The organism is Neisseria sp. P0018.S001, from assembly GCF_051957355.1.
GTDB classification, from domain to species: Bacteria; Pseudomonadota; Gammaproteobacteria; order Burkholderiales; family Neisseriaceae; genus Neisseria; species Neisseria subflava_A.
On record NZ_JBQCWN010000006.1, the window covers coordinates 24,410 to 50,834 of the forward strand.

Genomic DNA, 26,425 nt, shown 5'->3' on the forward strand with positions numbered 1-26,425 from the left:
AATTTCAAACAAGCGGGCTAATGAGTAGTAATACTACACATGGCTACAGATTTTGTCTATTCTCATTTTTACAAATTGTTTGATTTAACATAAAAGTTTGATGACTTTTACAGCCCATCGTTTTACGAATTGACCATACCTCGATTTAAATCAAATTTCTTCCACTTAGTAAATTATTTTGTAACAAAATTACAGATTTTGTACTATAATACGCAGACGCTTCGAAGAGAAATCTTCAAATATTCAGACGGCCCATATTATTCATTCCCACAGCTCAAGGCCGTCTGAAACATACCCAATACAAAAATCAGAAACGCGCAAACAAAATCCCTATCATATCGTTTAGCCAGGAGACCGCACATGAACCCCACTCCTATTCACCCGAAACTCGCCGAAATTACCGAGCGCATCATCGAGCGCAGCCGCCCGACGCGTGAAAAGTATCTGGCGAAAATCCGCAGCGCCAAACAGATGGGACGCTTAGAGCGCAACCAGCTCGGCTGCAGCAACTTGGCACACGGCTATGCCTCCATGCCTAAGAGCATCAAAATCGAAATGCTTCAGGAAACCGTCCCCAACTTAGGCATCATCACTGCCTACAATGACATGGTTTCCGCACACCAGCCGTTTAAAGACTTCCCTGATCAAATTAAAGACGAAGCGCAGAAAAACGGCGCGACCGCGCAAGTTGCCGGCGGTACGCCCGCCATGTGCGACGGCATCACGCAAGGCTATGCCGGTATGGAATTGTCGCTGTTTTCCCGTGATGTGATTGCCATGAGTACCGCCATCGGCCTGTCGCACCAAATGTTCGACGGCAGCCTGTTTATGGGTGTGTGCGACAAAATCGTTCCCGGCTTGATGATCGGCGCTTTGTCTTTCGGTCATATTCCAGGCATCTTCGTTCCGGCAGGCCCGATGTCCAGCGGTATCGGCAATAAAGAAAAAGCCCGTACCCGCCAGCTTTTCGCCGAAGGTAAAGTCGGCCGCGACGCCTTGCTTGAAAGCGAAATGGGCTCTTACCACAGCCCGGGTACTTGTACCTTCTACGGTACCGCCAACTCCAACCAGATGATGATGGAAATGATGGGCGTGCACCTGCCTGCCGCCGCCTTTGTCCACCCATATACCGACCTGCGCGAAGCCCTGACCCGCTACGCTGCCGGACACCTCGCACGCGGCATTAAAAACGGCACCATCAAACCATTGGGCGAAATGTTGACCGAAAAATCCTTCATCAACGCCCTGATCGGCCTGATGGCAACCGGCGGCTCGACTAACCACACCATGCACCTCGTCGCCATGGCGCGTGCCGCAGGCGTGATTTTGAACTGGGACGACTTCGACGAAATTTCTTCCATCATCCCATTGCTGATTCGTGTGTATCCAAACGGCAAAGCCGACGTGAACCACTTTACCGCTGCCGGCGGCCTGCCTTTCGTTATCCGCGAATTGCTGGACGCAGGCCTGTTGCACGACGATGTCGATACCGTTGTCGGACACGGTATGCGCCACTACACCAAAGAGCCTTTCCTCATCGACGGCAAACTCGAATGGCGAGAAGCCCCCGAAACCAGCGGCAACGACGACATCCTGCGCAAAGCCGACAACCCGTTCTCCCCAGACGGCGGTCTGCGCCTGATGAAAGGCAACATCGGACGCGGCGTAATTAAAGTATCCGCCGTGCGCGAAGGTTGCCGCATCATTGAAGCACCCGCCATCGTGTTCAACGACCAACGCGAAGTATTGGCCGCATTTGAACGCGGCGAGTTGGAACGTGATTTCGTCTGCGTTGTCCGCTACCAAGGCCCGCGCGCCAACGGTATGCCCGAATTACACAAACTGACCCCGCCTTTGGGCATTCTGCAAGACCGCGGCTTCAAAGTGGCGCTGCTGACCGACGGCCGTATGTCCGGCGCGTCTGGCAAAGTTCCGGCTTCCATCCACATGACGCCTGAAGCCTTGATGGGCGGCAATATCGCCAAAATCCGTACCGGCGACCTGATCCGCTTCGACTCCGTTACCGGCGAACTCAACGTCCTGATCAACGAAGCCGAATGGAACGCTCGCGAAGTCGAACGTATCGATTTGAGCGCAAACCAACAAGGCTGCGGCCGCGAACTCTTCGCCAACTTCCGCAGCATAACCAGTAGCGCAGAAACCGGTGCCATGAGCTTCGGCGGCGAATTTGCCTAAACCCTTTTCAGACGGCCTTTTAAAACAATCAGGCCGTCTGAAACCATGTTAACGACCCTATTACGATACAGTCCCCAACGGAGACCTAAAATGTCCAAACTGACCCCTCGTGAAATTCTGACTGCCGGCGCAGTTGTGCCTGTGATGGCGATTGACGACTTGAGCACTGCCGTCGATTTATCCCATGCCCTTGTCGAAGGCGGCATCCCCACCCTCGAAATCACCCTGCGCACCCCTGTCGGCCTCGACGCCATCCGCCTGATTGCCAAAGAAGTGCCCAATGCCATCGTCGGCGCGGGTACGGTAACCAATCCCGAACAGCTCAAAGCCGTCGAAGACGCAGGTGCGGTTTTCGCCATCAGCCCGGGTTTGCACGAATCCCTCGCCAAAGCCAGCCACAACAGCGGCATTCCCCTGATTCCCGGCGTTGCCACTCCGGGTGAAGTCCAGCTGGCTTTGGAACACGGCATCGACACCCTCAAACTCTTCCCTGCTGAAGTCGTTGGCGGCAAAGCCATGCTCAAAGCCCTGTACGGCCCTTACGCCGACGTGCGCTTCTGTCCAACCGGCGGCATCAGCCTAGCAACCGCTCCCGAGTACTTGGCGCTGCCTAATGTCTTGTGCGTCGGCGGCTCATGGCTGACTCCGAAAGAAGCCATCAAAAACAAAGACTGGGATACCATCACCCGTCTGGCTCGCGAAGCTGCCGCTTTGAAACCAAAAGCCTAATCAGGTTATAGGTTAAAAAAGAAAAGGCCGTCTGAATATGATTTCAGACGGCTTTTTTATATCAATTAAGCCAACACTTTCCGTGCCGCTTCCACACCCCAATACAAAGCCTCTTCAAATACCGAATAGCTGCTTAAGTCACTGTGTGCAAACAACAATCCGTCATTTCGATTTCTGATTTTTAATAAAGCCTCATCGCTTAAATAGCCGGGTTTCGGCACGCTCATACCATGCCCGCGCACGGTAATGTCAACATGGGAAACATGCCGCCAAAAGCCTTCGCCGTAAGCGGTAAGCAGATCTTGGGCGGCAAGCTGGAGCAGCTCCTCATCACTTGCCTCGAGTAGCTGGCGACGGACGGCTTGTGGCGTATCGTGGTTGAGCGCGGCGTAGGCGGTAAAAATCGTGCGTTCAGGACAGGCAACCCGAATAAACTGGTTGGTCGCAACAACATAACCCAGCCCTTGGCTGCCGTAAACCACATTGTCCCACGCAAGTTCGCTGTTGTTTTTTTCTTTCGGGAAACTGTGCAGTTCAAAATTGGAAACCAGCCATGGCGCGTATTCTGGGATGTCCAGACCAAATTGTTCGGGAGATTCAATAATGCGGACGGCAACCATCAGCGGCATGGCGGAGATAACGTGCTGCGCGGTGACGGCAACGGTTTCCCCTTTTGCATTATCACGCAGCCACACTTCAATACGGCCGTCTGAAAGCGGCTTGATTTTGACGGCGGAAGCATTAACCGAAGCAGGCTTCTCCAAACGGATACGGTTTTCAGACGGCCATTGCCAGCCTTCCTGCAAACCGGCATGACGGCGCAGGTTTTCAGAAAGATGTGCCAAACCTTCGGGCCAAGTGAGGACGGTTTCTGCATTGTTGCGGGCGGCAAAATAATGCAATCCGGCAAAGGCAGACACTTGCCCGATGCCTTGTCCGTAATCGTCGCGGCAACAATAATCGAGATACCATAAAAGCTCGGGCGAGTTATAACCTTCTTGCTCAAGCCATTGTTGAAACGTCAGATTATCGAGTTTGCGCCATGTCTCATCTGCCGATGACAACGCAATCGGAATGGCAAAAATTTTCTTACCGTCATCGCCGTAAGCCTGTTTCAGATGGCCTATCAAATCAAAAAACCGTTTGGAATCCGCATCTTCTTTCGGCAATAAATGTTCCACCCATTTATCCTGATATAAGAGGCGCGATTCGGGCGCATAGACCAAGTCGGTTTCCCTAAAGCTGCCGTCCGGCTGCAAAATACCGAAATCTGCCAGCATCTCGCGCACATACACGCTTTCTTTCGACGGCAAAGCCAAATAATGCGCACCGCTCGGCGCTTTCAGGCCGTCTGAAGACGTATAGGCGGCATTGTTGCCATTACGTTCAAACCCTTCTGCCAACAATACATCGCAGTGATTATGCTTCGCCAAATACCACAACGCCCCCAACCCAGCCGTACCCCCGCCGAGTATCAACGTATTGCATTCATAACGACGAGCCGGCGAACTGAGCAATTCCCCGTCACGCAACAAATGCCCCAACGGCAAGCCGACACGGTTAATAGAGACCGACGGTTTGCGGTTGAGGTATTTGTAAGTTTGCCAAGAAAAAGCAGAGGCAGCGCCAAGCGCGGCAGTATAGCTGAGAAATTGACGGCGGGTTAGCATAATAAATTATTGCTTTTCAGTATTTTTTAGAAAAGCAAGTCGTACACCCTTTTCTCTGTAAGATACCCATTATTTCCAAATGCCTTCATGTTATAGAACCGATAACACTTAACCAGCAATAAATTAACATCTCCTAAAATATCAAATGTCGTATGCTTGGCGTTGAACTTTTGCCCCTCTTGCCAATATTGATAAAACTAAAATAAAGTCAAATCACTGCCTCTATTTACAACCGTCCAATCCACCCGTTCCGCCGCCAATTCCCTGCACAAGATTTCCTTCACTTTTTCCAATTTCATACCGCCGCAAATAAATGCGTCTATAGCAGCAAAACGGTGTTCCGGCCAAGTATGGATACTGATATGGGACTCGGTAAGCAGCAAAACGCCGGTTACGCCGCCTGCGCCGCCGAAGGTGTGGAAATGTTCGGTTAATATAGTCGCTTCTGTTGCCTGTGCGGCAGCCATCAAAGCGGTTTTCAGACGGCCTTCATCTTTTAAGATGGCTTCATCGCAGCCATATAAATCCAATAGGCCATGATTACCGGGCACATGGGTCATTTATGGCCTCCGGAATAGCCGCTTGAATAGCCTCCGTAGCTTCCTCCTGAATGAACTCGGCTACCGTCATCATCCAAATCAGACAAATCTGCATAATTCATCATCGTAACAAAAACAATCAAAGCCATTGCGCAAATAACATATCCCACTCGAGAGATACTCTGTTCGCCATTTTCATCTCTCTTCCGTCCGACTATAAAAAGAGCATAGACACCCCAACCGATAAGAAATATATCGAACAGTGCATCGAAGCCATTCATAAACAATGACGGAATATTGACGATAACCAAAATAGCAATCATCAGAAGTCGTAATTTTTCATCGATATCATCTGCACTCATTTTCACGGTGTAAGATGATATTTTATTGGTCAATTCAAATGCATCTGCAATTTCCCGATAAGCAATTGGGGCACTTCTAGTCCATGCCATTTCGTGACTGTTTAGTTCGGAGCCAATCTTACGGCTTTGTCCGTCTCGGTAATCGCTGTAATAGTTCAAATCACCGTTTCGGACACGCCAATAAAACGCTCCGCTGGCAATCCTGACCCGTCCGCCATAGTCATAAAGTTTGCCATAGCCTTGCGGTTGGCGGTTGCGGTCGAGGCGCGGCCAATCGTTCAAGGTTTCGGAAATATTCCAACCTTCATCAGCTTCAACCAGCCATAAGAAACCCTGAGTTGGGTTGTAAAGCAGATACTCTGTCCACTGCCCTTCTGGTGCCAATGTATGTTTGGCACCTTTGAACAAGTTATCAAATGTTTCCTGCGCATCTGTTTCTAAATATCTAATTGCGCCGATAACATGAAACTCTTTATTTTTCAGACGGCCTGTCGAGCCGACAGGCAAAGTAAACATCGTATTTTGCGACAAACGCAGATTATTGGCGGTAATAAGCTCCGCTTTATCCCTGCCGACTGCCAATTCGCTGCCGCAACTTTGACAGTTCAGATGGGAAGTCAGCCCGTTTACCCAATGAATGGATGAGCCGCAGTTAGGACAGTTTTCAGAGGTAATACTGCCTTTCAGACGGCCTGCGCTTTCTTTAATCTCATCTTCGTGGCGCGTGTTTTCCAGCTTCAAATCATCTAGGTTTACCATCCGCCCGAAGAAGGCTTCGGGTGTTTTGTTGCTGTAATCGAGCGTGATGAAAAGGTTTTCGCAACGCCAGTCGGAAACTCGATTTTCTGTATCCTCTTTCAAAACAAACGGCAATTCGCCCTGCGCAGCCGCGCGTTTCAAGCTGATTTCGCGGACATCGGAGGCAATATAGTGCTTATCTTGAAAAGTTAGCTCGCTAAATCCGGCTCGCGTGTCTTCAAATTTCGGCGGATTATCGATTTCGACCGGCATGGTCATCACATACAAATCGCCCGCCTCTGAAAGCCAACCTGCCCTGCCGTCGTCAAACAGCGCATACCATTCATTCCACGCGCCATCGTCGTATTGCACCTGAAGCCGTCCGACCAAGGTAAAGCGTTGTGCGACAAATGTGCCGCTGGTTCCAATTTGCAGCGGACTAAAATCTTCCAGCAATGCGGAATCGTGGCCGGAGTCGACAACGCCGTTATCTTGCCGCACCAGCATGCTGTTGCAATAGCCGCACACCAGCGTCACGGCAGAAGCAGAATGCGCTTCGACCGGTGCGCCGCAGCTTGGGCAGTCGGTTTTGAAGAAAGGAGTGTGAGACATGGATTTGCTTTTCCAGAATGGGTTGGAGTGTTTCAGACGGCCTTAGCGTTTATATCAACTGGTTTTATCAATGATTTCAGATTAGAAACAAACCAAATCGCCGAACGGACTCAATCAAATGATTCAAAAGGCCGTCTGAAACCTTTTCACAGAAGCAGCTCAACGCTTCTTTTGAATGATATTTTTCAGACGGCCTTCAATTGATTAACCAATCAGCTGCTTCAACACTTCAGCCTTGGCTTTATCAAAATCTTCTTGCGAAATCAAACCGCCATCCAGCAAAGACTTGAGTTTCACCAATTTCGCCTGCGGATCTTCGGTAGCCGGCTGAACATTTTGCTGAGCCTGTTGCGTATTCGGCTGCATCATGCCCGCCATGGCACCCGCCATCGCCTGACCAATACCGGCACCTACGCCCAAACCTGCACCGATTCCAGCAAGTCCGCCTTCATTTTGTGCCGCAAGCGGGATGGATTCGGCGGTTTGATATTGGGTATAGCGTCCCAAATCGCCGATAACGCCCATCGAAATTTTCTTATCCAACGCAGCCTGAATAGACGCAGGCAAGGTAATGCTCTCAACAGTGAAGTTTTCCAGTGCCAAACCCAGCTTGGCAAATTCCGCGCCAAGCAATTCGCCGATTTTTTGCGACAGCAAAACTTGGTTCGCCGCCATATCCAAGAATGGGATACCGGAGCTGCCAAACGCGGCCGACAATTGGGTGACTGCAATATTGCGCAGTTGGTTTTCCAAATCTACGCCGCTGTATTGCGCCGCCACACCGCTGACTTCTTTAAAGAATTTTGCCGGGTCGCTGATGCGGTAAGAATACATACCGAACGAACGCAGTTGCACCGCGCCAAACTCGGCATCGCGCACGGTAACTGGTTGGGACGTCCCCCATTTTCGTGCGAGCTGTTGTTTGGTATTGAAAAAGTAAACATCCGATTTAAACGGAGACTCAAAAAGCTTGTCCCAGTTTTTCAAGTTGGTCAGCACTGGCAGCGTTTGCGTATTGAGCGTATAACGTCCCGGCCCGAACACATCGGCGGTTACGCCTTCATCGACAAACATCGCCATCTGCGCCTCACGCACAGTCAGGCTTGCACCGTTTTGGATCTCCTCATCGGCAATCGGAAAACGCCACATCAGCAGGCTGTCATCGGGATTCGGCCATTGAATGACGTCGATAAACTGTTTCTTGATAAAGTTGAACATCGCAGTTCCTTATTTGAAGAAGAAGGGATAACTTATGGGCAGTCAGGTCAATTTGCCTGGTTGGTTATATCTCTTATTTTATATAAATAGAATGTCATACGATATTAACATTCAAAATGTCTTTATGCATGGGAATAGAGTGAGTGGCTGTATCTATTTTTAGTGTTAAACCCACTAACCGACCCAGAAACATTAATATATCATTAAAATTCATGCAGACTCTGTTTTACACTATTTTTCTGCTTTTACCTGCGCTATATCATAAAAAAGACAAATACAGGTAGAAAATCATTAAACACCATACCAAGCGTTCACTACACCTGTTAATATTTACCAAATCCTAGAAATTCATCATGCTGTATTTTCAAATTATCACATTGGCTTTCATAAAGTAAAAGGAATTTATATGAAAAATTCTGCTCATTTCTGTTTTGCTGTGTTAGTACTCTCTGCTGCCGTAAGTACACAGGCTGCCCGCCCTGTTGAATTTACCGTTGGTAGCGAATATTACAACGAGACCTATCGCGAATACGAAAAAGATGGTAGTCGCTTAATGCAGCAAAAAGGCAACTTATGGTCTATTAATGCCGGCGTAAAATACCGCTTCAACGATCGCCATGCGGCAAAATTAGAAGGCCGTTATTCGCGCGGTAAAACAGATTACACAGGAAGCGTACAATATATAACTGAGGATTATATCGACGATTCAGCAAGTTATGGCTCAGCTACACTCAAAAATGCACCACGCCGCGCATACGATATCCGTGCCTTATACGAATATACACTCCCGATTAATGATCGCTTTAGCATTACTGCCGGAGCCGGCTTGGGACACCGTGTTCTGAGAGACTTAAGTAGCCGCATTGATCCTAATGATTATGACCGCAAAAACCGAACCACATATGCGCAAATCAATACCGGAGTAAATATCGCCCTTCCTGCAAACTTTGAGATATCTCCCCGCATTGCCTACAATCGTGCCGTAAAAGGCCGCCAATATTCTTACGAACCCGACCAGGTAGAAACCCGAATGAAACAAGGCGGCGGACAAGGGATTGAGGTTGAAGTGCCTATATCTAAAAAATTCGCTAACGGCTCCAAAATCAGCCTCACTCCATTCTATCGCGGCTGGAAAGTTAAAGAATCGAACCTTACCGTTACGGAAGAGTATGACTCATATGGATTGGGATCTATAGAACCTAAAAACCACACCCACGAAGCGGGCATAAGATTGCAATACTCTTTCTAATTTGATGAGTTTAAGTAGTTAAAACGTTTCAGACGGCCTTGTATATAACAGGCCGTCTGAATTTTTTGATACTTTCAGAATTTCACTATAACGCCAATACCATCAGGCATAAGCCATTATCAGTCAAAAAAATCTACCGATAATTTCTCCAGGCAGGAGTCAGGATCAGCACATCTTTTGCTATCCAACCGACCATCAAAATCAAGTCAAGCAAGCCGCATTCAAAATGCCGATCGAGATGGACACTGCACCAAACAGCGCGCCGACGGCGACATTGTTGCCGATAAGTTCTGGGGTAGCGTCTTTAATCATCATTGTTGCAGCGAAATAGACAAAAATCTGAATCACTGCTGCGGCAAGTCCCCACAGGATAAAATCGATGAAGCTGACGCTGTGTGCAATGCTTGAGGCAAGCGTCAGACAGAAACCGACCAACGCGCCGCCAAACGATAAGGCGCAGGCAAGGTTGCCGTTTTTAATCAGGCGCAATTCTTCGGCGGGGGTAATCCGCAGATATACGGCACCGAAAACTACAGTCATGGCGATACCTGCCAACATATATTGCAGGTACAGCAGATATTGGGACAGAGAAATACTCACGATAAGATTCCTTAGTTTGCAATAAAGTGATTATGCCATATTTTTGAAGATAAACCCTTCTGAAAATACGGCATTTTAGAAGCGCTTCAGGCCGTCTGAAACAGCCTGATTTTTAATTCATGTTTTATTACGATAATTGTTGACGATTTTTGTATGTTTATGTAACTATTGCGCACTGCCATTTAATTAGAGTAAAGAGGAGAATTATGAGCATGCTCGCCGCTATCCGCCCTAAAGAGCCTTTGCGCCATCTGCGCTGGTTTGACATGCTGATTGTTACCGCCATCCTGTTCGGTCAATTTGCCTACCGTTCTACCCAACTTTATATCGCCAGCCTGATGCCGCAAGTGGAAACAGCTGCTGCTACCGAAGAAGTGCGCGATACTGCGGTAACCGGCGTGGCTTATTCGGAAAACATGAGCCTGCAGTTGACGCTGCTTGCTATTGCTCTGATTTACCTCATTATTCGCCGTTTCGACTTCAAACAATTGCCGATTCGCTTTAATTTAGGCGTATTGTTTTGGACGCCTGTGATTTTTATCCTGATGGGTCTGACCGCCGATGCGGTGACTTCGTTAAGCGGCGGCTACAATTACTTTACCACTGAAATATTCCAATACATCAAACCATTATCCATCTTCGACAAATTCGCCGCCCTTGCGCCGATGGCCATCCTCTACGGCCTTTTAAACGGCTTTTACGAAGAATTCTGTTTCCTCGGCCTTTTAACCTGCGTGGAAGACAAATACAAATGGCAAGCATTGGCCTATTCGACCTTGGTTCGCGTCTCCTTCCATACTTACCAAGGCATGCTTTGGGCGACCGTTATCGGCGTTGTTTTCGGCTTGATGTACTACTTCTTCTACAAATACAAAGTCAAAAACCTGCTGCCGTTTTTCCTGATTCACGCCTTGGCAGATATCTTCGGCTCCGGCTTCATCTATTTGATTTGCGCTTAATGGCAACGGTTGTATGAATAAACAAGGCCGTCTGAAACATCATTTTTCAGACGGCCTTTTATTATCTATCGGTTTACTTAATCAAAGTAATTGCCACATCAGCATCTTCGGTTGCAACTGCCTCAATCACTGCATCGCCGCCAAACCGCAAAATCGAGCCTGCGCCGACCGTATGTTTTTCAGTCTGATTCAGCGTCACGTCAAAGCTTCCTTTTCCAACGGCAAAAATCAACGTTTTAAAACCCGGATGATCGTGCGGCTTAATCTGCTCCCCTTTCTTCATGTCTTTCTTAACGACCATGTAATTTTCGCCGCTGAAAATCTTACCGTTTTCGGAAGAAACCTCCCCCAAAGGCGCGGCAGAAACGGCAACGGAAAACAAAGCGGACAGCAATACGGCAGAAATATTGGATACTTTCATGGCAAGCCTTTCTTAAAAACAGAACCCCCATTCTATAAAAACCCACTTCATTGTTCAATAATAATTCTCATTTTCTAATAAAAGGCCGTTGAAGCCCAACGATATTTTTCAGACGGCCTGATTGACCTGTATAATATTTTCTTATTAATAAAATCGCTTTACATACCCATCAAATGGAAACCATCAGAAAAGATCCGCTCGGCTCGGCATGGGTGGTTATTGCCGCGCTCGGCTTTACCGTCATGAACCTCTCCGTCAAAGCCGCCTCTACACATTTCGGCTTTTCCAGCGGCGAGCTGGTCTTTTGGCGCATGCTGGTCTCCACCCTGTTCTTAGGCATCATGGCCAAAGCGCAAGGCAACACATTTTCCACGCCGCATTGGAAAACCCATCTCAACCGCAGCGTCATCGGCACGCTTGCCATGATGTGCACGCTTTATTCCGTCATACATCTGCCGCTGGCAACAGGCGTCACGCTCAACTACACGTCCTCCATCTGGCTTGCCATTTTTTCATTTTTCATTTTAAAAGAACGAATTACACTTTATACCCAAGCCATTTTGGTTATGGGCTTTATCGGCGTTATCCTGTTGCTCAACCCATCTTTTCAAGGCGGACAGGAATTTGCCGCGCTGGTCAGCTTAGCAGGCGGCGCCATGTCGGGCTGGGCGTATTTGAAGGTGCGCGAACTCTCGCTTTTGGGCGAGCCGGGCTGGCGCGTGGTGTTTTATCTGTCGCTTACCGGCCTGATTATGTCTGCCATTTGGAGTTGCTTTACCGGCTGGCATCCGCTGACCGTGTCTTCCCTGCCCTATCTGGCCGGCATCGGCATCTCCGCCATGATTGCCCAACTTGCCATGACCCGAGCCTATAAGGTCGGCAAGAAATTTACCGTTGCCTCGCTTTCCTACCTGGCTGTCGTTTTCTCCGCCCTGTCCGGCGTACTGCTTTTCGGCGATAAAATCACTTGGCAGGAAGCCGCCGGCATGGTTATCATTGTTGCAGGCGGCGTGTTCAGCAGTTTTACTCCGGCCTCAATCAAAAAATTTCTGATGAAGCAATAATTTAACAAGGAGAACACCATGATTTCCATCCGCGAACAATCTTACGGCTTAAACGTAGCGCTGTACAACGAGTTCACTTTGGACGATTTCCGCCAATTGGAAGAAGCCTTGTTGGCCGCAAAACAAAAAGTTCATCTGCCCGACATCCTGTTGGATTTATCCATGCTGAAAGACTTCACCATCGATATGGCGGTCGAGCAAATCAAATTCCTCAACCAACATGAAACCGACTTCGGCCGCGTTGCCGTCATTACCGACGACATCTGGATCAAACTCGGCGCGCGCCTTTCCAGCCTCTTGACCAACCAACATCCCAAATATTTCAGCGATGCTGCCGAAGCACAGGCTTGGCTGTTGGCAAGCAATTTGAAATAAAGATAAGGCTGTCTGACCGCATTACCTGAGCAAATTCAAAACCGCTTAGGTTCAAAATCAACGGTATCACAATATTTTTCAAAGCATAAAAAAGGCCGTCTGAAACCTCGCAACCTGCAAAGTTTCAGACGGCCTTTCATCGTTTTTATTCAAAAACTTACATGACATCCAACACATCAATGCCCAACAACTCCAAGCCTTGTTTCAGCGTGTCGCCGGTCAGCTTCGCCAGTTGCAGGCGGCTGTTGCGGGTTGCACCTTCTGATTTCAAAATCGGGCAGGCTTCGTAGAAGCGGCTGAACAGGGTGGCGATTTGGTAGAGGTAAGCGGCGAGGTAGTGCGGATAAGCGGTATCTGCCACGCTTTGCAGTACGTCTTCAAATTTCAACAGCTCGGCAGCCAGTTGTTTTTCCAAAGGTTCGGTCAAAACGGTTGGCGCAGTTGCGTCCCATTCGCCGGCTTTGCGGAATACGCTTTGTACGCGTGTGTAGGCGTATTGCAGGTAGGGGGCGGTATTGCCTTCAAACGAAAGCATGGCGTCCCAGTCGAACACATAATCGCTGGTGCGGTTTTTGCTCAAGTCGGCGTATTTGACTGCACCGATGCCGACGGTTTTACCAATTTTACCTGCTTCGTCTGTGCCCAATTCAGGGTTTTTCTCTTTCACCAAAGCGGTGGCACGCTCAACAGCTTCGGTCAGCAGGTCAACCAGTTTTACGGTGTCGCCGCTGCGCGTTTTGAACGGTTTACCGTCTTTGCCCATCATGGTGCCGAAGCCGATAAACTCGGCTTTTACATCTTCCGGCAGATAGCCTGCTTTGCGGGAAGTGGTAAAGAGTTGCTCAAAGTGCAGGGCTTGGCGGTGGTCGACGACGTACAGCAAGCGGTCTGCATGAAGCGTGCCGACACGGTAGCGCAAACATGCCAAGTCGGTGGAAGCATAAAGGAAGCCGCCGCCTTGTTTTTGCACGATAAATGCGGCAGGTTCGCCGTCTTTGTTTTTGAACTCGTCCAAGAACACGACTTTCGCGCCGTCGTCTTCGACTGCCAAACCTTTTTCGACCAAATCATCGACTACGGGTTGCAAATCGTCGTTGTATTTCGATTCGCCTGCCACGTCTTCAGGACGCAGTTTCAAGCCCAGCGTGTCATAAACGGCTTGGGCGTGCGAGAGTGAAATATCGACAAACTGTTTCCACAATGCCAAAACGGTTTCATCGCCGCCTTGCAGCTTCACAACGTATTCGCGTGCGGTGTCGGCGAAGGCAGGATCTTCGTCAAAGCGCACTTTGGCGGCGCGGTAAAACTGCTCCAAATCCGCCAGCTCAAACGCGGCATTGTCTTTTTGCTGCTCAACCAAATAAGCGACCAACATGCCGAACTGCGTACCCCAGTCGCCGACGTGGTTTTGACGGATAACGGTGTTGCCCATAAATTCCAACACGCGCGAAATGCTGTCGCCGATGATGCTGGAACGCAGATGGCCGACGTGCATTTCTTTGGCAAGATTAGGAGAGGAATAGTCGATAACGACGGTTTGAGGTTTGTCGGTTTTCGCTACGCCGAAACGCGCGTCGCTCAAGGCCGTCTGAATGTTTTGGGCGAGGAACTCAGGACGCAGGCGCAGGTTGATAAAGCCCGGGCCGGCTACTTCCGCACTTTCAATCACAGCGTTGTCCGCCAATGCCTCGGCCACTTTTTGCGCCAACTCGCGCGGATTTTGTTTGGCTTTTTTCGCCGCACCCATCACGCCGTTGATTTGGAAATCGCCGTGTTCGGCATTCTTGGTCGGCTGCAAAACAACGGAGCTGTCGGCAATGCCTGCGGCGGCAAAGGCTGCTTGGGCTTCACGTTCGACGGTTTGGTATAAATTCATGTTGTCGGTCTCTATCAATTCAAATCAGGCGGTATTTTAAAAGAATTTCGGGCTTTAAAACAGGGCAAGCTGCAATACTTTTCTAGCGGCTTGTTATATGATTGCATTCTGATTCAACGATTTTGCTGTAAAGGCCGTCTGAAAGGAAAAGCCATGAACCCAAAAAATACGCTTTGTCTGATTGTCGATATTCAAGAACGCCTGCTGCCCGCACTCTCCGGCGCGGACGAAATGTTGGAACGCTGCCGCCTGCTGATTCAAGGCTTGACGGCTTTGGGCGTACCCTTTGCCGTAACCGAACAATATCCGAAAGGTTTGGGCAGCACCGTATCCGCCGTATCGCTGCTGTTGTCCGAAGGCACGCCCATTGTCGAGAAAACCCAATTTTCGGCGTTTTTGCCCGAAATTCAGGAAATATTACGCAAAAACGACATCAAAAACGTTATTTTAGTTGGAGCGGAAGCGCATATCTGTATGCTTCAGACGGCCTTGGATTTGAAGGCGCAAGGTTACGCCGTATCCCTGCCTTTCGAATGCATCGTCTCGCGCACAACAGCCAACCGCGACAATGGTTTGGCGCAAATGAGCCGTCAGGGCATTATCATTTCCAATGTCGAAAGTATTTTGTTCCAACTGCTCGGTGATGCCAAACATCCGGCCTTTAAGACTATCTCCAAACTGATTCAATAACAGGCCGTCTGAAATGCAATACACCATCCGCCCAGCCCTGCGCCAAGACTTGCCCGCCATCGTCGATATTTACAACAGCACTGTGGCCACGCGCCAATCCACGGCCGATTTGTCGCCGACCACGGTTGCCGAACGCGAAATATGGTTTGCCGCACACACGGACAAACGCCCGATCTACGCCCTTTACGACACCGACGGCACCGTATTGGCCTGGGGCAGTTTCAGCGACTACCATCCGCGCTACGCCTACCACATCAGTGCGGAAGTCAGCGTTTATGTCCGCCACGATATGCGCGGCGCAGGCGTGGGCAAAATCCTGTTGCAGCATATGCTCGAACGCGCGCCGTCCTTAGGCATCCACAACGTCATCGCGCTTGTGTTCGGCCACAACTATCCGAGCCTGAACCTGTTTCACCGTTTCGGATTTGAAGAATGGGGGCGGCTGCCGCAAGTCTGCGATTTGGACACCATGTTGGCAGACGTCGTGATTTTGGGCAAAAGGATTGTCGATTGATGACGACAAAGGCCGTCTGAAAACTGAATTCAGACGGCCTTTTGACGGCAAAACCTTTATTGCGGTTTCTTCGCCAGCATGGTGACGAATTTAAACTGAATCGGATTGCCGAATTCGTCTTTCGCGTGCATCGATCCCAGCTCTTCCTTGTATTCCACCAATTCCCAATCCTTATAGTATTCGCGCAACTCGCCCTCGCCAAACTTGAACGGGAACGGCATCGGGCAAGGGAAATCTTCCGTATCCATCGCAGACACGATCAGGTTGTAGCCGCCGGGGTTGGTGTGTTCCTTCATATTGGCAATCACGTCTGGAACGTAACGCGGCATCAGGAACATAAACACCACGGTCGCCACCATATAATCGAAGTTTTCCTGAATATTGGCGGCGTTGAGGTCGTATTCAAACGCGCGGACATTCAACTCTTCGATACGCGCCAGCTCTTCCACGTTTTGAACCGCGTTCGGATTATTATCGACAGCGGTAACGTCAAAACCTTTCAAACCCAGATACAGCGCATTGCGGCCCTGACCGCAGCCCATATCCAAAACCTTGCCGACGGGCACGATGCCTTCGGCGGCACGGACGGCCGAATGTGTCGCGCTCATGCCGTATTTCTTATTGAAATAGTCTGCTGCCTCGCAGTAAAACGACAGTTGGATTTCCATGTCTTGCGTTTGTGGCGCGATAAAGTGCCACGCTTGCGGATGGATAATCCAATCATCGCTTTCAGGCGTCAGCTCGTGCGTGGCCGTAATATTGCCCGCTTCGTCCACTTCATTGAAGTTCAGACAGCCTTGGAGGACATTGAGGCAGCCCCAAGTACCGGCGGCGGTATTGTGTTTGGACAACAAAGCTTCGGGAATCTCGTCCGCCGTCCACACCGGCATCTGTTTGTAACAAAACAATTCTTGCTGTTCGCTCATCATATTTCCTTTCTATTTTGACGGTTTCAACACAGCTTCTGCCAAGGCTTTTTGAATGGCAATCACGCTCTTGTCGCTTTTAAACTGCAAGGTTTCAGTCGGCACTTCGCTGGAAGAAACCCAAATCTTCAGCTCGGCATCCAAATCGAAATGACCCGAGGTTTCCACCGAAAAGCGCGATACGGAACGATACGGAATCGAACGGTAAGACACTTTCTTGCCGGTCAAACCCTGCTTGTCCACCAACACCAGCCGATATTCGGTAAACACAATCAAATCGCGCACCAGGCTGAATGCCATTTTTACCTGTTCGCCATCAATCAGGATATTCGCCAAATCGCGTTCCACCGCATCGGCGTCTTTTTGCGAAGCATTGCCCAAAAGGCCGCTGAACAATCCCATATCTGCCTGCTTTCTATACGAGTGATAAGTGCAGGGTATTTTACACGCGCAAACCGTATTTGCCGATATTTCAGACGGCATTTGCCGATATTTCAGACGGCCTTATGTTATGATACCGCCTTATTCGACAAAGACATGCCCATGGATAAACCCGTTTACCTCTACACAGACGGCGCATGCAAAGGCAACCCCGGCGCAGGCGGCTGGGGGGTATTTATGCGCTACGGCACACACGAAAAAGAACTGTTCGGCGGCGAAGCCGAAACCACCAACAACCGCATGGAGCTGACCGCCGTCATCAAAGGCCTGAAATCCTTAAAACGCCGCTGCCAAGTCGTCATCTGCACCGACTCGCAATACGTCAAAAACGGCATGGAAAGCTGGATACACGGCTGGAAAAAAAACGGCTGGAAAACCGCCGCCAAAAAACCGGTCAAAAACGACGATTTATGGAAAGAACTGGATAGCCTGGTTCAACAGCACGATGTCCGCTGGACGTGGGTAAAAGGCCATGCCGGACACCTTGAAAACGAAAAAGCCGACGAGCTTGCCAATCAAGGGGCGGCAAAATTTGCATAACACTGCGTCCATGACTGCACTCAAACATCTCAAGCCGTTGTTTTGGATTGCCGTCATGGCATTGATTTGTGTGATGCCCATAGCGCTGATATTCGCCTATTCGCCCTTTCATGATGTCAATGATTTTTTTCGCTTTGGCTTGTGTGATCACGTTAAGAGTGCCGAAGAATGTGCCGACTGAATCACGCCCGCCTATTTATTGTGGTGGTTTATACCTGAACCGTGGCTTTTCGCATTCATCACACTGACTGCTATTTACCTCATTCTAAAAATCCTTGATGGCAATCATCCGATTCCTATTCAGACTGAGAAAGAAAAAACCATGACCTGCCCCATCTGCACTGCCGACAACGAAGATATTTTGCTGCAAACGCCAAACCTGCGCGTTATCGCTGTCCACAACGAAGCCGGTGCACCGGCATTCTGCCGCGTGATTTGGAATAACCATGTTTCCGAGATGACCGACCTTTCCCCTGCCGAGCGCAACGAAATCATGGAAATGGTGTATCAGGTTGAAGCTGCAATGCGCCAAGTCTTCAGCCCGGCCAAAATCAATCTGGCCAGCCTCGGCAATGTTGTGCCCCATCTGCATTGGCACGTCATCGCCCGCTTTGAAAACGACGCCAACTTTCCTGCGCCGATTTGGGCCGCGCCCGTACGCGAACACGGTATGACCTTGCCTGAAAATTGGCCGGAACAAATCAAAAACTTAATCGCTTAAACTTTCAGACGGCCTGTAAGGTCCGACACGCCAAGTTCAGGCCGTCTGAACATATAACGAAAGGAAAACCTCAATGACTTCCACCACGCGCCGCCATTTCTTGCGTACCTGCTCTGCCGCGGCAGGTGCAGGATTGTTGCAAGCCTGCGGCACAGGCACGACCACCACGCCGCAAACCAAAACCACTTCTACCACCGCGAAAGCCAAAACCGTGCAACCTAAGCAACCCCATCCGCCACGTTCCGGCGACAACCTCCTGCGCGTTGTTGCGCCGTCAGGCTTCGCCGAAGACCCCAACCGCGTGACCACCGGCCTGACCCGCCTCTACAACGCAGGCTTTACCGTGACCAACCAACAGGCAGGTAGCCGCCGTTACCAACGCTTTGCCGGCAGCGACGCCCAACGTGCCTCCGACTTCCAAGAAGTTGCCAGCGGCCGCGTCGAAACGCCTAAAGTCTTGATGGGCCTGCGCGGCGGCTACGGCGCGGCACGCATCCTGCCGCAAATCGATTTTGCCTCACTCGGCGCTAGAATGCGCGAACGCGGCACATTGTTCTTCGGTTTCAGCGACGTATGCGCCGTCCAACTCGCCCTGTTGGCCAAAGGCAATATGATGAGCTTTGCAGGCCCGATGGTGTACAGCGAATTCGGCAAAGCAGACCCCAGCGTCTTTACCATGGATTCTTTCATCCGCGGCACAACCAACAACGTCAACATCGTTGATGTTCCGACCATCCAACGCGCCGATGTCAACGTAGAAGGCACATTGTGGGGCGGCAACCTCAGCGTTCTCGCCTCCCTCGCCGGCACGCCCTACATGCCCGACATTCAAGGCGGCATCCTCTTTATCGAAGACGTCAGCGAGCAACCCTACCGCATCGAGCGCATGCTCAATACGCTTTATCTGTCAGGTGTTTTGCAAAAACAACGCGCCATCATCTTCGGCGATTTCCGCATGGGCACCATCCGCGACGTGTACGACTCCAGCTACGATTTCTCCGCCGTCGTCAACCACATTTCGCGCACCGCCAAGATTCCTGTGTTGACCGGCTTCCCATTCGGCCACATCACCAACAAAACCACTTTCCCGTTGGGCGCGCATGCCAAAGTCCGCAATACCGGCAACGGCAGTTATTCCGTCACCTTCAGCGGCTATCCTACGCTGAACCCGTCCGCGCTAACGCTCGACAGCCTGCTGCCGCCTCCTGTTCCGACTTACGACAGCACTATCTACCGCGACAGCATCACTGAAGAAGTCACCGAATAAGGCTTGTTCAAATCAAAAGGCCGTCTGAAACCCAGTTTCAGACGGCCTTTTGATCTTAAGTCTTAACCATAACGTCGTTGGAAATCTTTCATAAAGTCGGCCAACGCGTTCACACCTTCGAGCGGCATCGCATTGTAAATACTGGCACGCATACCGCCGACGGTTTTATAGCCTTTGAGCAGGCACAAGCCCTGCAACTCAGCTTCCAACACAAAACGGTGGTCCAAATCTTCGCTTGCGGTTTTGAAGACCACGTTCATTTGGGAACGTGCATCAGGATGGATATCGTTGATGTAAAAACTGCCGCTGCCGTCTATCGTCTCATACAAGGTTTGCGCCTTTATTCGATTGACCGCTTCAATTTTTTTCACACCGCCCTGCGTTTGCAGCCAGCGGAACACCAAGCCCGACATATAAATCGCATAAGTGGAAGGCGTGTTGTACATACCGTCGCGGTTGATGTGCGAACGGTAGTTGAACACATCGGGAATATCGTTCGGACAACGCTCCAGTAAATCCTCGCGGATAATGACCACTGTCGCACCGGCAGGGCCGATATTTTTTTGCGCGCCGGCATAAATCAAGCCGTAATCGGACACATTAAACTCACGAGACAAAATCTCGCTCGACATATCGCACACCAGCGGCGGCAGGCCGTCTGAAAGTTTGGGGACGTTTTGATACTGCAAGCCGTTTACGGTTTCATTAATCGCAAAATGAACAAACGCGGAATTCGGGTTGACATCCCAATCCTCCACCGCAGGCAGGTTTTTATAGGCATATTGCTCGCCGCCATGCGCAGCCAAACGGATTTTGGCATTGCTCAAACGGCTCATCTGTTCATAGGCAATACGGCTCCAGTTGCCCGTTACCACCGCGTCGGCAGTCGCAAAACCATGCGCCAAATTCATGGCCGCCATATTGAATTGCGTGGTCGCGCCACCCTGTAAAAACAGGATTTTATAGTTGGACGGAATATTCAAAAGCTGGCGCAAGTCTTGTTCGGCATGATGCAGAATACTCAAAAACATATCCGAACGGTGGCTCATCGCCATCACGGGGAAACCCGTACCGTTGTAGTCGAGCATTTCCTGTTGCGCGGTACGCAATACCGCTTCCGGCAATACGGCAGGACCTGCGGAAAAATTATAAATCGGGTGTGCGGACATGGCGGCCTTCTTTCTTATTCGGTGGGTATGAAGAAATTGTAGAACCGCCTTGCACATTGTGCAAGCACGAAAAATCAGGAAATACAAGACCGTCTGAACACAAAGCAATACCAATTCTTTGTTTTTCAAAATAATTTCAGAAACGCCATATCAAAACTTGTCAACAATTCCCTTTTCAGACGGCCTCGACCCCACCCTTTACATTTAAGCAATCACTTCAAAAAATCCACGCCAAATCAACACTTTTCTTTTATCTTGAAAACAGTTATAATAGGCCAATTTTTCAAATCACACGAAAAATGGCCGCGCGGCCATTTTTTGTTTATGTACTTCTGGAGAAGCATGGATATTCAAAGCATTCTTGATAAAACCCTGCCCGGCTTGGGCTACGAACTGGTCGATTTCGAACTGACCGCACAAGGCGATTTGCGCGTTTTCATCGATAAAGAAGGCGGCATCACCGTCGAAGACTGCGCCACTGTCAGCAACCATCTGAGCCGCGTGTTTATGGTTGAAGACATCGACTACAAACGTTTGGAAATCTCCAGCCCGGGCCTTGACCGTCCGCTGAAAAAAGCCGCCGACTTCGTGCGCTTTGCCGGCCAGAACGCCAAAATCAAAACACGCCTGCCGATTGATGGTCAGAAAAACTTCATCGGCCGCATCGAATCTTGCGAAAACGACATTGTTACCGTCTCTTTCGACGGCAAAACTGCCCAAATCGAATTGAGCAACATCGACAAAGCCCGTTTGCGCCCCGAATTTAAATTTTAAAAACCGATTACTTGGAGATTCTAGAAAATGAGTCGCGAAATGTTACAGCTGGCCGAAGCGCTGGCAAGTGAAAAAAACGTTGAAACGGAAGTCGTATTCAAAGCCCTTGAATTCGCCCTCTCTACTGCTGCCAAGAAAAAAGCCGACCGCGAGCACATGGACGTGCGCGTCGAAATCGACCGCGATACCGGCGAATACCAAACCTTCCGCCGCTGGCTGATTGTTGCCGATGAAGACTACACCTACCCCGACGTAGAAAAAACCATCGAGGAAATCCAAGAAGAAATTCCCGGCACAACCATCCAAATCGGCGAATACTACGAAGAGCAGCTGCCAAACGAAGGCTTCGGCCGCCAAGCAGCTCAAACTGCCAAACAAATCATTCTGCAACGCATCCGTGATGCGGAGCGCGAGCAAAACCTGAACGAGTTCCTCGCTTCTAAAGAAGACATCGTTTCCGGTACGGTAAAACGCGTCGAGCGCCACGGCATCATCGTTGAAGTCGTAGCAGGCAAACTTGACGCACTGATTCCGCGCGAAGAAATGATTCCGCGCGAAAACTTCCGCAGCGGCGACCGCATCCGCGCCCTCTTCCTGCGTGTGGACGAAATCGGCAATACCGGTCGCAAACAAGTCATTTTAAGCCGCACCAGCGGCGACTTCTTGGCCAAACTCTACGCCAACGAAGTGCCTGAAATTGCAGACGGCCTGTTGGAAATCCGCGAGGTAGCACGCGATCCCGGCCAACGCGCCAAAGTTGCCGTTAAAGCCAACGACCAACGCATCGACCCGCAAGGTACTTGTATCGGCGTACGCGGTTCCCGTGTTAACGCCGTGAGCAACGAATTGTCCGGCGAACGCATCGACATCGTATTGTGGTCTCCTGAGCCAGCCCAATTCGTGATGAATGCGCTGTCTCCTGCCGAAGTGAGCCGCATCGTGATTGATGAAGACAAACACGCTGTTGATGTGATTGTTGATGAAAACCAACTGGCGCTGGCCATCGGCCGTGGCGGTCAAAACGTCCGTCTGGCTTCCATCCTAACCGGCTGGCAGCTGAACATCATGACCGTTGAAGAAGCCGACGAGCGCAATGCCGCCGAAGACGCCGTTATCCGCAACCTCTTCACCACCCACTTGAACATCGACGACGAAACTGCCGATATCTTGGTGGAAGAAGGCTTTGCCACTTTGGAAGAAGTTGCTTACGTTCCAGCGGCAGAATTGCTCGCCATTGACGGCTTTGACGAAGAAATCGTTGAAACCCTGCGCAACCGCGCACGCGACGCTATCCTGACCATTACCATCGCCGCAGAAGAAAAACTGGGTGAAGTGTCTGAAGACATGCGCAATTTAGACGGCGTAGATTCCGATATGTTGCGCAAACTGGCCGAAGCCGGCGTTACCCAACGCGATGATCTGGCCGAATTGTCTGTTGACGAATTGGTCGAAATTACCGGTGTTGACGAAGAAGAAGCCAAAAAAGTGATTTTGGCTGCACGCGAACACTGGTTTACTGAAGAAAACAACTAAGGGGGTACTGAATGAGTAATACAACCGTAGCGCAATTTGCCGCCGAACTAAACCGCCCCGTCGATGATTTGCTTAAACAATTGAAAGAAGCCGGGGTCAATAAAAACAGCGGTAATGACAGCATAACCACTGACGACAAACAACTGTTGACTGCTTACCTGCAAAAGAAAAACGGCAGCAACAGCGGCACCATCAGCATCCGCCGCAAAAAAACCGAAGTCAGCACCGTTGACGGCGTAAAAGTGGAAACACGCCGCCGCAGCCGTGCCGTTACCATTCCTTCTTCCGAAGAATTGGCAGCGGAAGCCAAAGCCAAAGTAGCAGCGGAAAACCAAAAAGCCGAAGCAGAAAAAGCAGCTGCCCAAGCTGCCGAAGAAAAAGCCAAAGCTGAAGCAGAAGCTGCCGCAAAAGCCGAAGCCCGTGCCAAAGCAGAGGCCGAAGCAGCCAGACTGAAAGCAGCCAAAGCCGCACCAAAAGCAGAAGGCAAACCTGCCGAAGCCAAAAAAGAAGAAGCCAAACCGGTTGAAACCGTAGAAGCTAAGACCGAAGCAAAAGTTGAAGCTAAAACAGACAACAAGCCGTCTGAAAAATCCGTTGAAGCTGAAAAACCAGCCGAAGCTAAGAAACCTGCCAAAGCCAAACAAGACAAAGGCGGCAAAGGCAAAGAAGCGAAAAAAGCAGCCAAACCTGCCGCTCCTGCCGTACCGCAACCTGTCGTCAGCGTGGAAGAACAGGCTCAGCGCGATGAAGAAGCCCGTCGTGCCGCCGCCCTGCGTGCGCATCAAGAAGCCTTGTTGAAAGAAAAACAAGAGCGTCAAGCACGCCGTGAAGCCATAAAACAACAGGCCGAGAAAGACTCAAAACCTACTAAAGAAGCCAAATCAGGCGAGCGCAACAAACCTGCCGAGAAAGCCAAAGCAGCATCCGGCGAAGGCAAATCCGAACACAACGCGCGCGGTAAAAAAGAAGACCGTCGTGAGCGTGATGAAGACACTCAAGGCCGTAACGCCAAAGGCAAAGGCGGCAAAGGTGGTCGCGACCGCAACAATACACGCACTGGCGACGATGAGCGCGTACGCGGCGGCAAAAAAGGCAAAAAACTCAAACTTGAGCCAAACCAACACGCCTTCCAAGCACCGACCGAGCCTGTCGTACACGAAGTTTTGGTGCCTGAAACCATTACCGTTGCCGACTTGGCACACAAAATGGCCGTTAAAGGCGTCGAAGTGGTTAAAGCCCTGATGAAAATGGGCATGATGGTAACCATCAACCAATCTATCGACCAAGACACTGCCCTGATTGTGGTGGAAGAACTCGGCCACATCGGTAAACCTGCCGCCGCCGACGACCCTGAAGCATTCTTGGATGAAGGCGTTGAAGCAGTAGAAGCCGAAGCATTGCCGCGTCCTCCGGTTGTTACCGTGATGGGTCACGTTGACCACGGTAAAACTTCCCTGCTGGACTACATCCGCCGCGCCAAAGTGGTACAAGGCGAAGCGGGCGGCATTACCCAACACATCGGTGCATACCACGTTGAAACCCCTCGCGGCGTAATTACCTTCTTGGATACTCCGGGTCACGAAGCGTTTACCGCCATGCGTGCGCGCGGTGCAAAAGCAACCGATATCGTGATTCTTGTGGTTGCAGCCGACGACGGCGTAATGCCGCAAACCATCGAGGCGATTGCCCACGCTAAAGCTGCGGGCGTACCGATGGTGGTTGCCGTCAACAAAATCGATAAAGAAGCTGCCAACCCTGAGCGTATCCGCCAAGAGCTGACTGCGCACGAAGTCGTGCCTGACGAATGGGGCGGCGATGTACAGTTTATCGACGTTTCCGCTAAAAAAGGCCTGAACATCGATGCATTGCTCGAAGCCGTCTTGCTCGAAGCCGAAGTTTTGGAACTGACTGCCCCAGTCGATGCACCTGCCAAAGGTATCATCGTAGAGGCACGTTTGGACAAAGGCCGCGGCGCGGTTGCCACCCTCTTGGTACAAAGCGGTACGCTGAAAAAAGGCGATATGCTGCTGGCCGGTACTGCATTCGGTAAAATCCGTGCAATGGTTGACGAAAACGGCAAAGCCATCAATGAAGCCGGTCCGTCTATCCCTGTCGAAATCCTCGGCTTGTCCGACGTTCCGAACGCAGGCGAAGATGTAATGGTATTGGCCGACGAGAAAAAAGCGCGCGAAATCGCCCTCTTCCGTCAAGGCAAATACCGCGACGTGCGCTTGGCCAAACAACAGGCCGCAAAACTGGAAAACATGTTCAACAACATGGGCGAAAACCAAGCCCAATCCTTGTCCGTCATCATCAAAGCAGACGTACAAGGTTCTTACGAAGCTTTGGCGGGCAGCCTGAAAAAACTGTCCACAGACGAAGTGAAAGTGAACGTGTTGCACAGCGGCGTTGGCGGCATTACCGAATCTGATGTCAACTTGGCCATCGCTTCCGGCGCATTCATCATCGGCTTTAACGTCCGTGCAGATGCTTCCGCACGCAAACTGGCTGAAAATGAAAACGTGGAAATCCGTTACTACAACATCATTTACGATGCCATCGACGACGTGAAAGCCGCCATGAGCGGTATGCTCTCTCCGGAAGAGAAAGAGCAAGTAACCGGCACGGTCGAAATCCGTCAGGTTATCTCCGTTTCCAAAGTCGGCAACATTGCAGGCTGTATGGTTACCGACGGCGTGGTCAAACGCGATTCCCATGTCCGCCTCATCCGCAACAACGTGGTTATCCATACCGGCGAGCTGTCTTCTTTGAAACGCTACAAAGACGACGTCAAAGAAGTCCGCATGGGCTTCGAGTGCGGTCTGATGCTCAAAGGCTACAACGAGATTATGGAAGGCGACCAACTCGAATGTTTCGACATCGTCGAAGTTGCCCGTACTCTGTAATCAGACAGGCCGTCTGAAAAATCAGAAGCAGGTTTTGCAATGCGAAACCTGCTTCTTTTTTTCAGACGGCCTTTTTACAACCATTCATAGTTTGAAACTATGGAAATTGATGTGTGGTATATAAGAAACAAAACAGACATACAAGGCAAAGCCATTTAGCAAAGGAATAGACGGCAAACTAAGCCTAATAACGCTCTCTATATATTGTCATATCTTAACGTTTCTGTTGTTTTTATCAAATTTCGGCACTAGTATATACAGCCTAAACACAATACAAATTAAGCAATACCGGCCATATGCCGGATACGTTTACTTCCTTGTTACTCTCATCAATAT

At 50.2% G+C, this 26,425-nt stretch carries 25 protein-coding genes; 15 read left to right on the forward strand and 10 right to left on the reverse strand.

Going from position 1 to position 26,425, the window contains the following annotated elements:
- The first annotated feature begins 360 nt into the window (after positions 1-360).
- Both edd and ACTHTJ_RS05465 read left to right on the forward strand, forming a co-directional pair.
- Positions 361-2,196 carry a phosphogluconate dehydratase gene (gene edd, locus ACTHTJ_RS05460; protein ID WP_070583567.1) on the forward strand — a complete coding sequence of 612 codons (1,836 nt, stop codon included), beginning with the start codon at positions 361-363 and terminating at the stop codon, positions 2,194-2,196.
- Between the two features lie 90 nt (positions 2,197-2,286).
- The gene (locus ACTHTJ_RS05465) at positions 2,287-2,925 is read left to right on the forward strand and encodes a bifunctional 4-hydroxy-2-oxoglutarate aldolase/2-dehydro-3-deoxy-phosphogluconate aldolase (protein WP_003745733.1); all 639 of its coding nucleotides are present in this window, start codon (positions 2,287-2,289) and stop codon (positions 2,923-2,925) included.
- Between the two features lie 65 nt (positions 2,926-2,990).
- Here the strand turns inward: ACTHTJ_RS05465 and ACTHTJ_RS05470 are convergent, their stop codons facing one another.
- The 4 genes from ACTHTJ_RS05470 to ACTHTJ_RS05485 all read right to left on the reverse strand — a co-directional run bounded on the left by ACTHTJ_RS05470 (position 2,991) and on the right by ACTHTJ_RS05485 (position 8,064).
- The gene (locus tag ACTHTJ_RS05470) at positions 2,991-4,595 is read right to left on the reverse strand and encodes an FAD-dependent oxidoreductase (RefSeq protein ID WP_070583568.1); all 1,605 of its coding nucleotides are present in this window, start codon (positions 4,593-4,595) and stop codon (positions 2,991-2,993) included.
- A gap of 197 nt (positions 4,596-4,792) precedes the next feature.
- Complete coding sequence (gene speD / locus ACTHTJ_RS05475) at positions 4,793-5,155, reverse strand: adenosylmethionine decarboxylase (RefSeq protein WP_440360856.1); 363 nt, start codon at positions 5,153-5,155, stop codon at positions 4,793-4,795.
- Positions 5,152-6,846, reverse strand: coding sequence for a DUF4178 domain-containing protein (locus tag ACTHTJ_RS05480; protein WP_070583572.1), 1,695 nt, complete (start codon positions 6,844-6,846; stop codon positions 5,152-5,154). The genes speD and ACTHTJ_RS05480 overlap by 4 nt, the downstream gene beginning before the upstream one ends.
- 204 nt (positions 6,847-7,050) lie before the next feature.
- Complete coding sequence (locus ACTHTJ_RS05485; RefSeq protein ID WP_070583577.1) at positions 7,051-8,064, reverse strand: SPFH domain-containing protein; 1,014 nt, start codon at positions 8,062-8,064, stop codon at positions 7,051-7,053.
- A 406-nt stretch (positions 8,065-8,470) separates the two neighbouring features.
- Between ACTHTJ_RS05485 and ACTHTJ_RS05490 the strand changes: the two genes are divergently transcribed.
- Positions 8,471-9,313: an outer membrane beta-barrel protein gene (locus ACTHTJ_RS05490; protein ID WP_070583578.1), complete on the forward strand. Its 843-nt coding sequence runs from the start codon at positions 8,471-8,473 to the stop codon at positions 9,311-9,313.
- A gap of 201 nt (positions 9,314-9,514) precedes the next feature.
- Here the strand turns inward: ACTHTJ_RS05490 and ACTHTJ_RS05495 are convergent, their stop codons facing one another.
- Positions 9,515-9,913, reverse strand: a complete 399-nt coding sequence (locus ACTHTJ_RS05495) for a DUF350 domain-containing protein (protein WP_210389033.1) — start codon at positions 9,911-9,913, stop codon at positions 9,515-9,517.
- Between the two features lie 206 nt (positions 9,914-10,119).
- Here ACTHTJ_RS05495 and ACTHTJ_RS05500 point away from each other — a divergent pair, with 206 nt between their 5' ends.
- The gene (locus ACTHTJ_RS05500) at positions 10,120-10,872 is read left to right on the forward strand and encodes a CPBP family glutamic-type intramembrane protease (RefSeq protein ID WP_070583579.1); all 753 of its coding nucleotides are present in this window, start codon (positions 10,120-10,122) and stop codon (positions 10,870-10,872) included.
- A 73-nt stretch (positions 10,873-10,945) separates the two neighbouring features.
- Here ACTHTJ_RS05500 and ACTHTJ_RS05505 read toward each other — a convergent pair whose 3' ends face one another.
- Positions 10,946-11,293, reverse strand: coding sequence for a hypothetical protein (locus tag ACTHTJ_RS05505; RefSeq protein WP_070583580.1), 348 nt, complete (start codon positions 11,291-11,293; stop codon positions 10,946-10,948).
- Positions 11,294-11,466: 173 nt separating this feature from the next.
- On the opposite strand from ACTHTJ_RS05505, the gene ACTHTJ_RS05510 reads away from it, so the two are divergent.
- Together ACTHTJ_RS05510 and ACTHTJ_RS05515 are read left to right on the forward strand one after the other, a co-directional pair.
- Entirely contained in the window at positions 11,467-12,357 is an 891-nt protein-coding gene (locus ACTHTJ_RS05510; RefSeq protein ID WP_070583583.1) for a DMT family transporter, read from the forward strand.
- An 18-nt stretch (positions 12,358-12,375) separates the two neighbouring features.
- Positions 12,376-12,732, forward strand: coding sequence for an STAS/SEC14 domain-containing protein (locus ACTHTJ_RS05515; RefSeq protein ID WP_003678720.1), 357 nt, complete (start codon positions 12,376-12,378; stop codon positions 12,730-12,732).
- A 157-nt stretch (positions 12,733-12,889) separates the two neighbouring features.
- Here ACTHTJ_RS05515 and argS read toward each other — a convergent pair whose 3' ends face one another.
- Positions 12,890-14,608 (reverse strand): arginine--tRNA ligase, encoded by a 1,719-nt coding sequence (gene argS, locus ACTHTJ_RS05520; RefSeq protein ID WP_070583585.1) that lies wholly within the window; start codon positions 14,606-14,608, stop codon positions 12,890-12,892.
- A gap of 153 nt (positions 14,609-14,761) precedes the next feature.
- Between argS and ACTHTJ_RS05525 the strand changes: the two genes are divergently transcribed.
- A complete protein-coding gene (locus ACTHTJ_RS05525; RefSeq protein ID WP_070583587.1) occupies positions 14,762-15,298 on the forward strand; it encodes an isochorismatase family protein in 537 nt (178 codons plus the stop codon).
- Positions 15,299-15,311: 13 nt separating this feature from the next.
- Positions 15,312-15,812, forward strand: coding sequence for a GNAT family N-acetyltransferase (locus ACTHTJ_RS05530; RefSeq protein WP_070583589.1), 501 nt, complete (start codon positions 15,312-15,314; stop codon positions 15,810-15,812).
- A gap of 56 nt (positions 15,813-15,868) precedes the next feature.
- Here the strand turns inward: ACTHTJ_RS05530 and tehB are convergent, their stop codons facing one another.
- Positions 15,869-16,738 (reverse strand): SAM-dependent methyltransferase TehB, encoded by an 870-nt coding sequence (gene tehB / locus ACTHTJ_RS05535; RefSeq protein ID WP_070583591.1) that lies wholly within the window; start codon positions 16,736-16,738, stop codon positions 15,869-15,871.
- 12 nt (positions 16,739-16,750) lie between these two features.
- On the reverse strand, positions 16,751-17,140 hold the full coding sequence (locus ACTHTJ_RS05540; RefSeq protein ID WP_049323867.1) for a PH domain-containing protein: 390 nt from the start codon (positions 17,138-17,140) through the stop codon (positions 16,751-16,753).
- Between the two features lie 141 nt (positions 17,141-17,281).
- Between ACTHTJ_RS05540 and rnhA the strand changes: the two genes are divergently transcribed.
- From rnhA to ACTHTJ_RS05560, 4 genes are all read left to right on the forward strand, one after another.
- Positions 17,282-17,719 carry a ribonuclease HI gene (rnhA, locus tag ACTHTJ_RS05545; protein ID WP_070583592.1) on the forward strand — a complete coding sequence of 146 codons (438 nt, stop codon included), beginning with the start codon at positions 17,282-17,284 and terminating at the stop codon, positions 17,717-17,719.
- 10 nt (positions 17,720-17,729) lie between these two features.
- Positions 17,730-17,900, forward strand: a complete 171-nt coding sequence (locus tag ACTHTJ_RS05550) for a hypothetical protein (RefSeq protein WP_283120561.1) — start codon at positions 17,730-17,732, stop codon at positions 17,898-17,900.
- Between the two features lie 141 nt (positions 17,901-18,041).
- Positions 18,042-18,440 carry an HIT family protein gene (locus ACTHTJ_RS05555; protein WP_070583594.1) on the forward strand — a complete coding sequence of 133 codons (399 nt, stop codon included), beginning with the start codon at positions 18,042-18,044 and terminating at the stop codon, positions 18,438-18,440.
- A gap of 73 nt (positions 18,441-18,513) precedes the next feature.
- Positions 18,514-19,707, forward strand: a complete 1,194-nt coding sequence (locus tag ACTHTJ_RS05560) for an LD-carboxypeptidase (RefSeq protein ID WP_070583596.1) — start codon at positions 18,514-18,516, stop codon at positions 19,705-19,707.
- Between the two features lie 62 nt (positions 19,708-19,769).
- On the opposite strand, the gene serC is transcribed toward ACTHTJ_RS05560, so the two are convergent.
- Positions 19,770-20,876 (reverse strand): phosphoserine transaminase, encoded by a 1,107-nt coding sequence (gene serC / locus ACTHTJ_RS05565; RefSeq protein WP_440360855.1) that lies wholly within the window; start codon positions 20,874-20,876, stop codon positions 19,770-19,772.
- Positions 20,877-21,218: 342 nt separating this feature from the next.
- Here serC and rimP point away from each other — a divergent pair, with 342 nt between their 5' ends.
- From rimP to infB, 3 genes are read left to right on the forward strand one after another with little or no spacing between them, the layout of a single operon-like run.
- Positions 21,219-21,650 carry a ribosome maturation factor RimP gene (gene rimP, locus ACTHTJ_RS05570; protein WP_003685973.1) on the forward strand — a complete coding sequence of 144 codons (432 nt, stop codon included), beginning with the start codon at positions 21,219-21,221 and terminating at the stop codon, positions 21,648-21,650.
- A 27-nt stretch (positions 21,651-21,677) separates the two neighbouring features.
- Complete coding sequence (gene nusA / locus ACTHTJ_RS05575) at positions 21,678-23,183, forward strand: transcription termination factor NusA (RefSeq protein ID WP_049330906.1); 1,506 nt, start codon at positions 21,678-21,680, stop codon at positions 23,181-23,183.
- Between the two features lie 11 nt (positions 23,184-23,194).
- A complete protein-coding gene (infB, locus tag ACTHTJ_RS05580; protein WP_440360854.1) occupies positions 23,195-26,089 on the forward strand; it encodes a translation initiation factor IF-2 in 2,895 nt (964 codons plus the stop codon).
- The last annotated feature ends 336 nt before the right edge of the window (positions 26,090-26,425 follow it).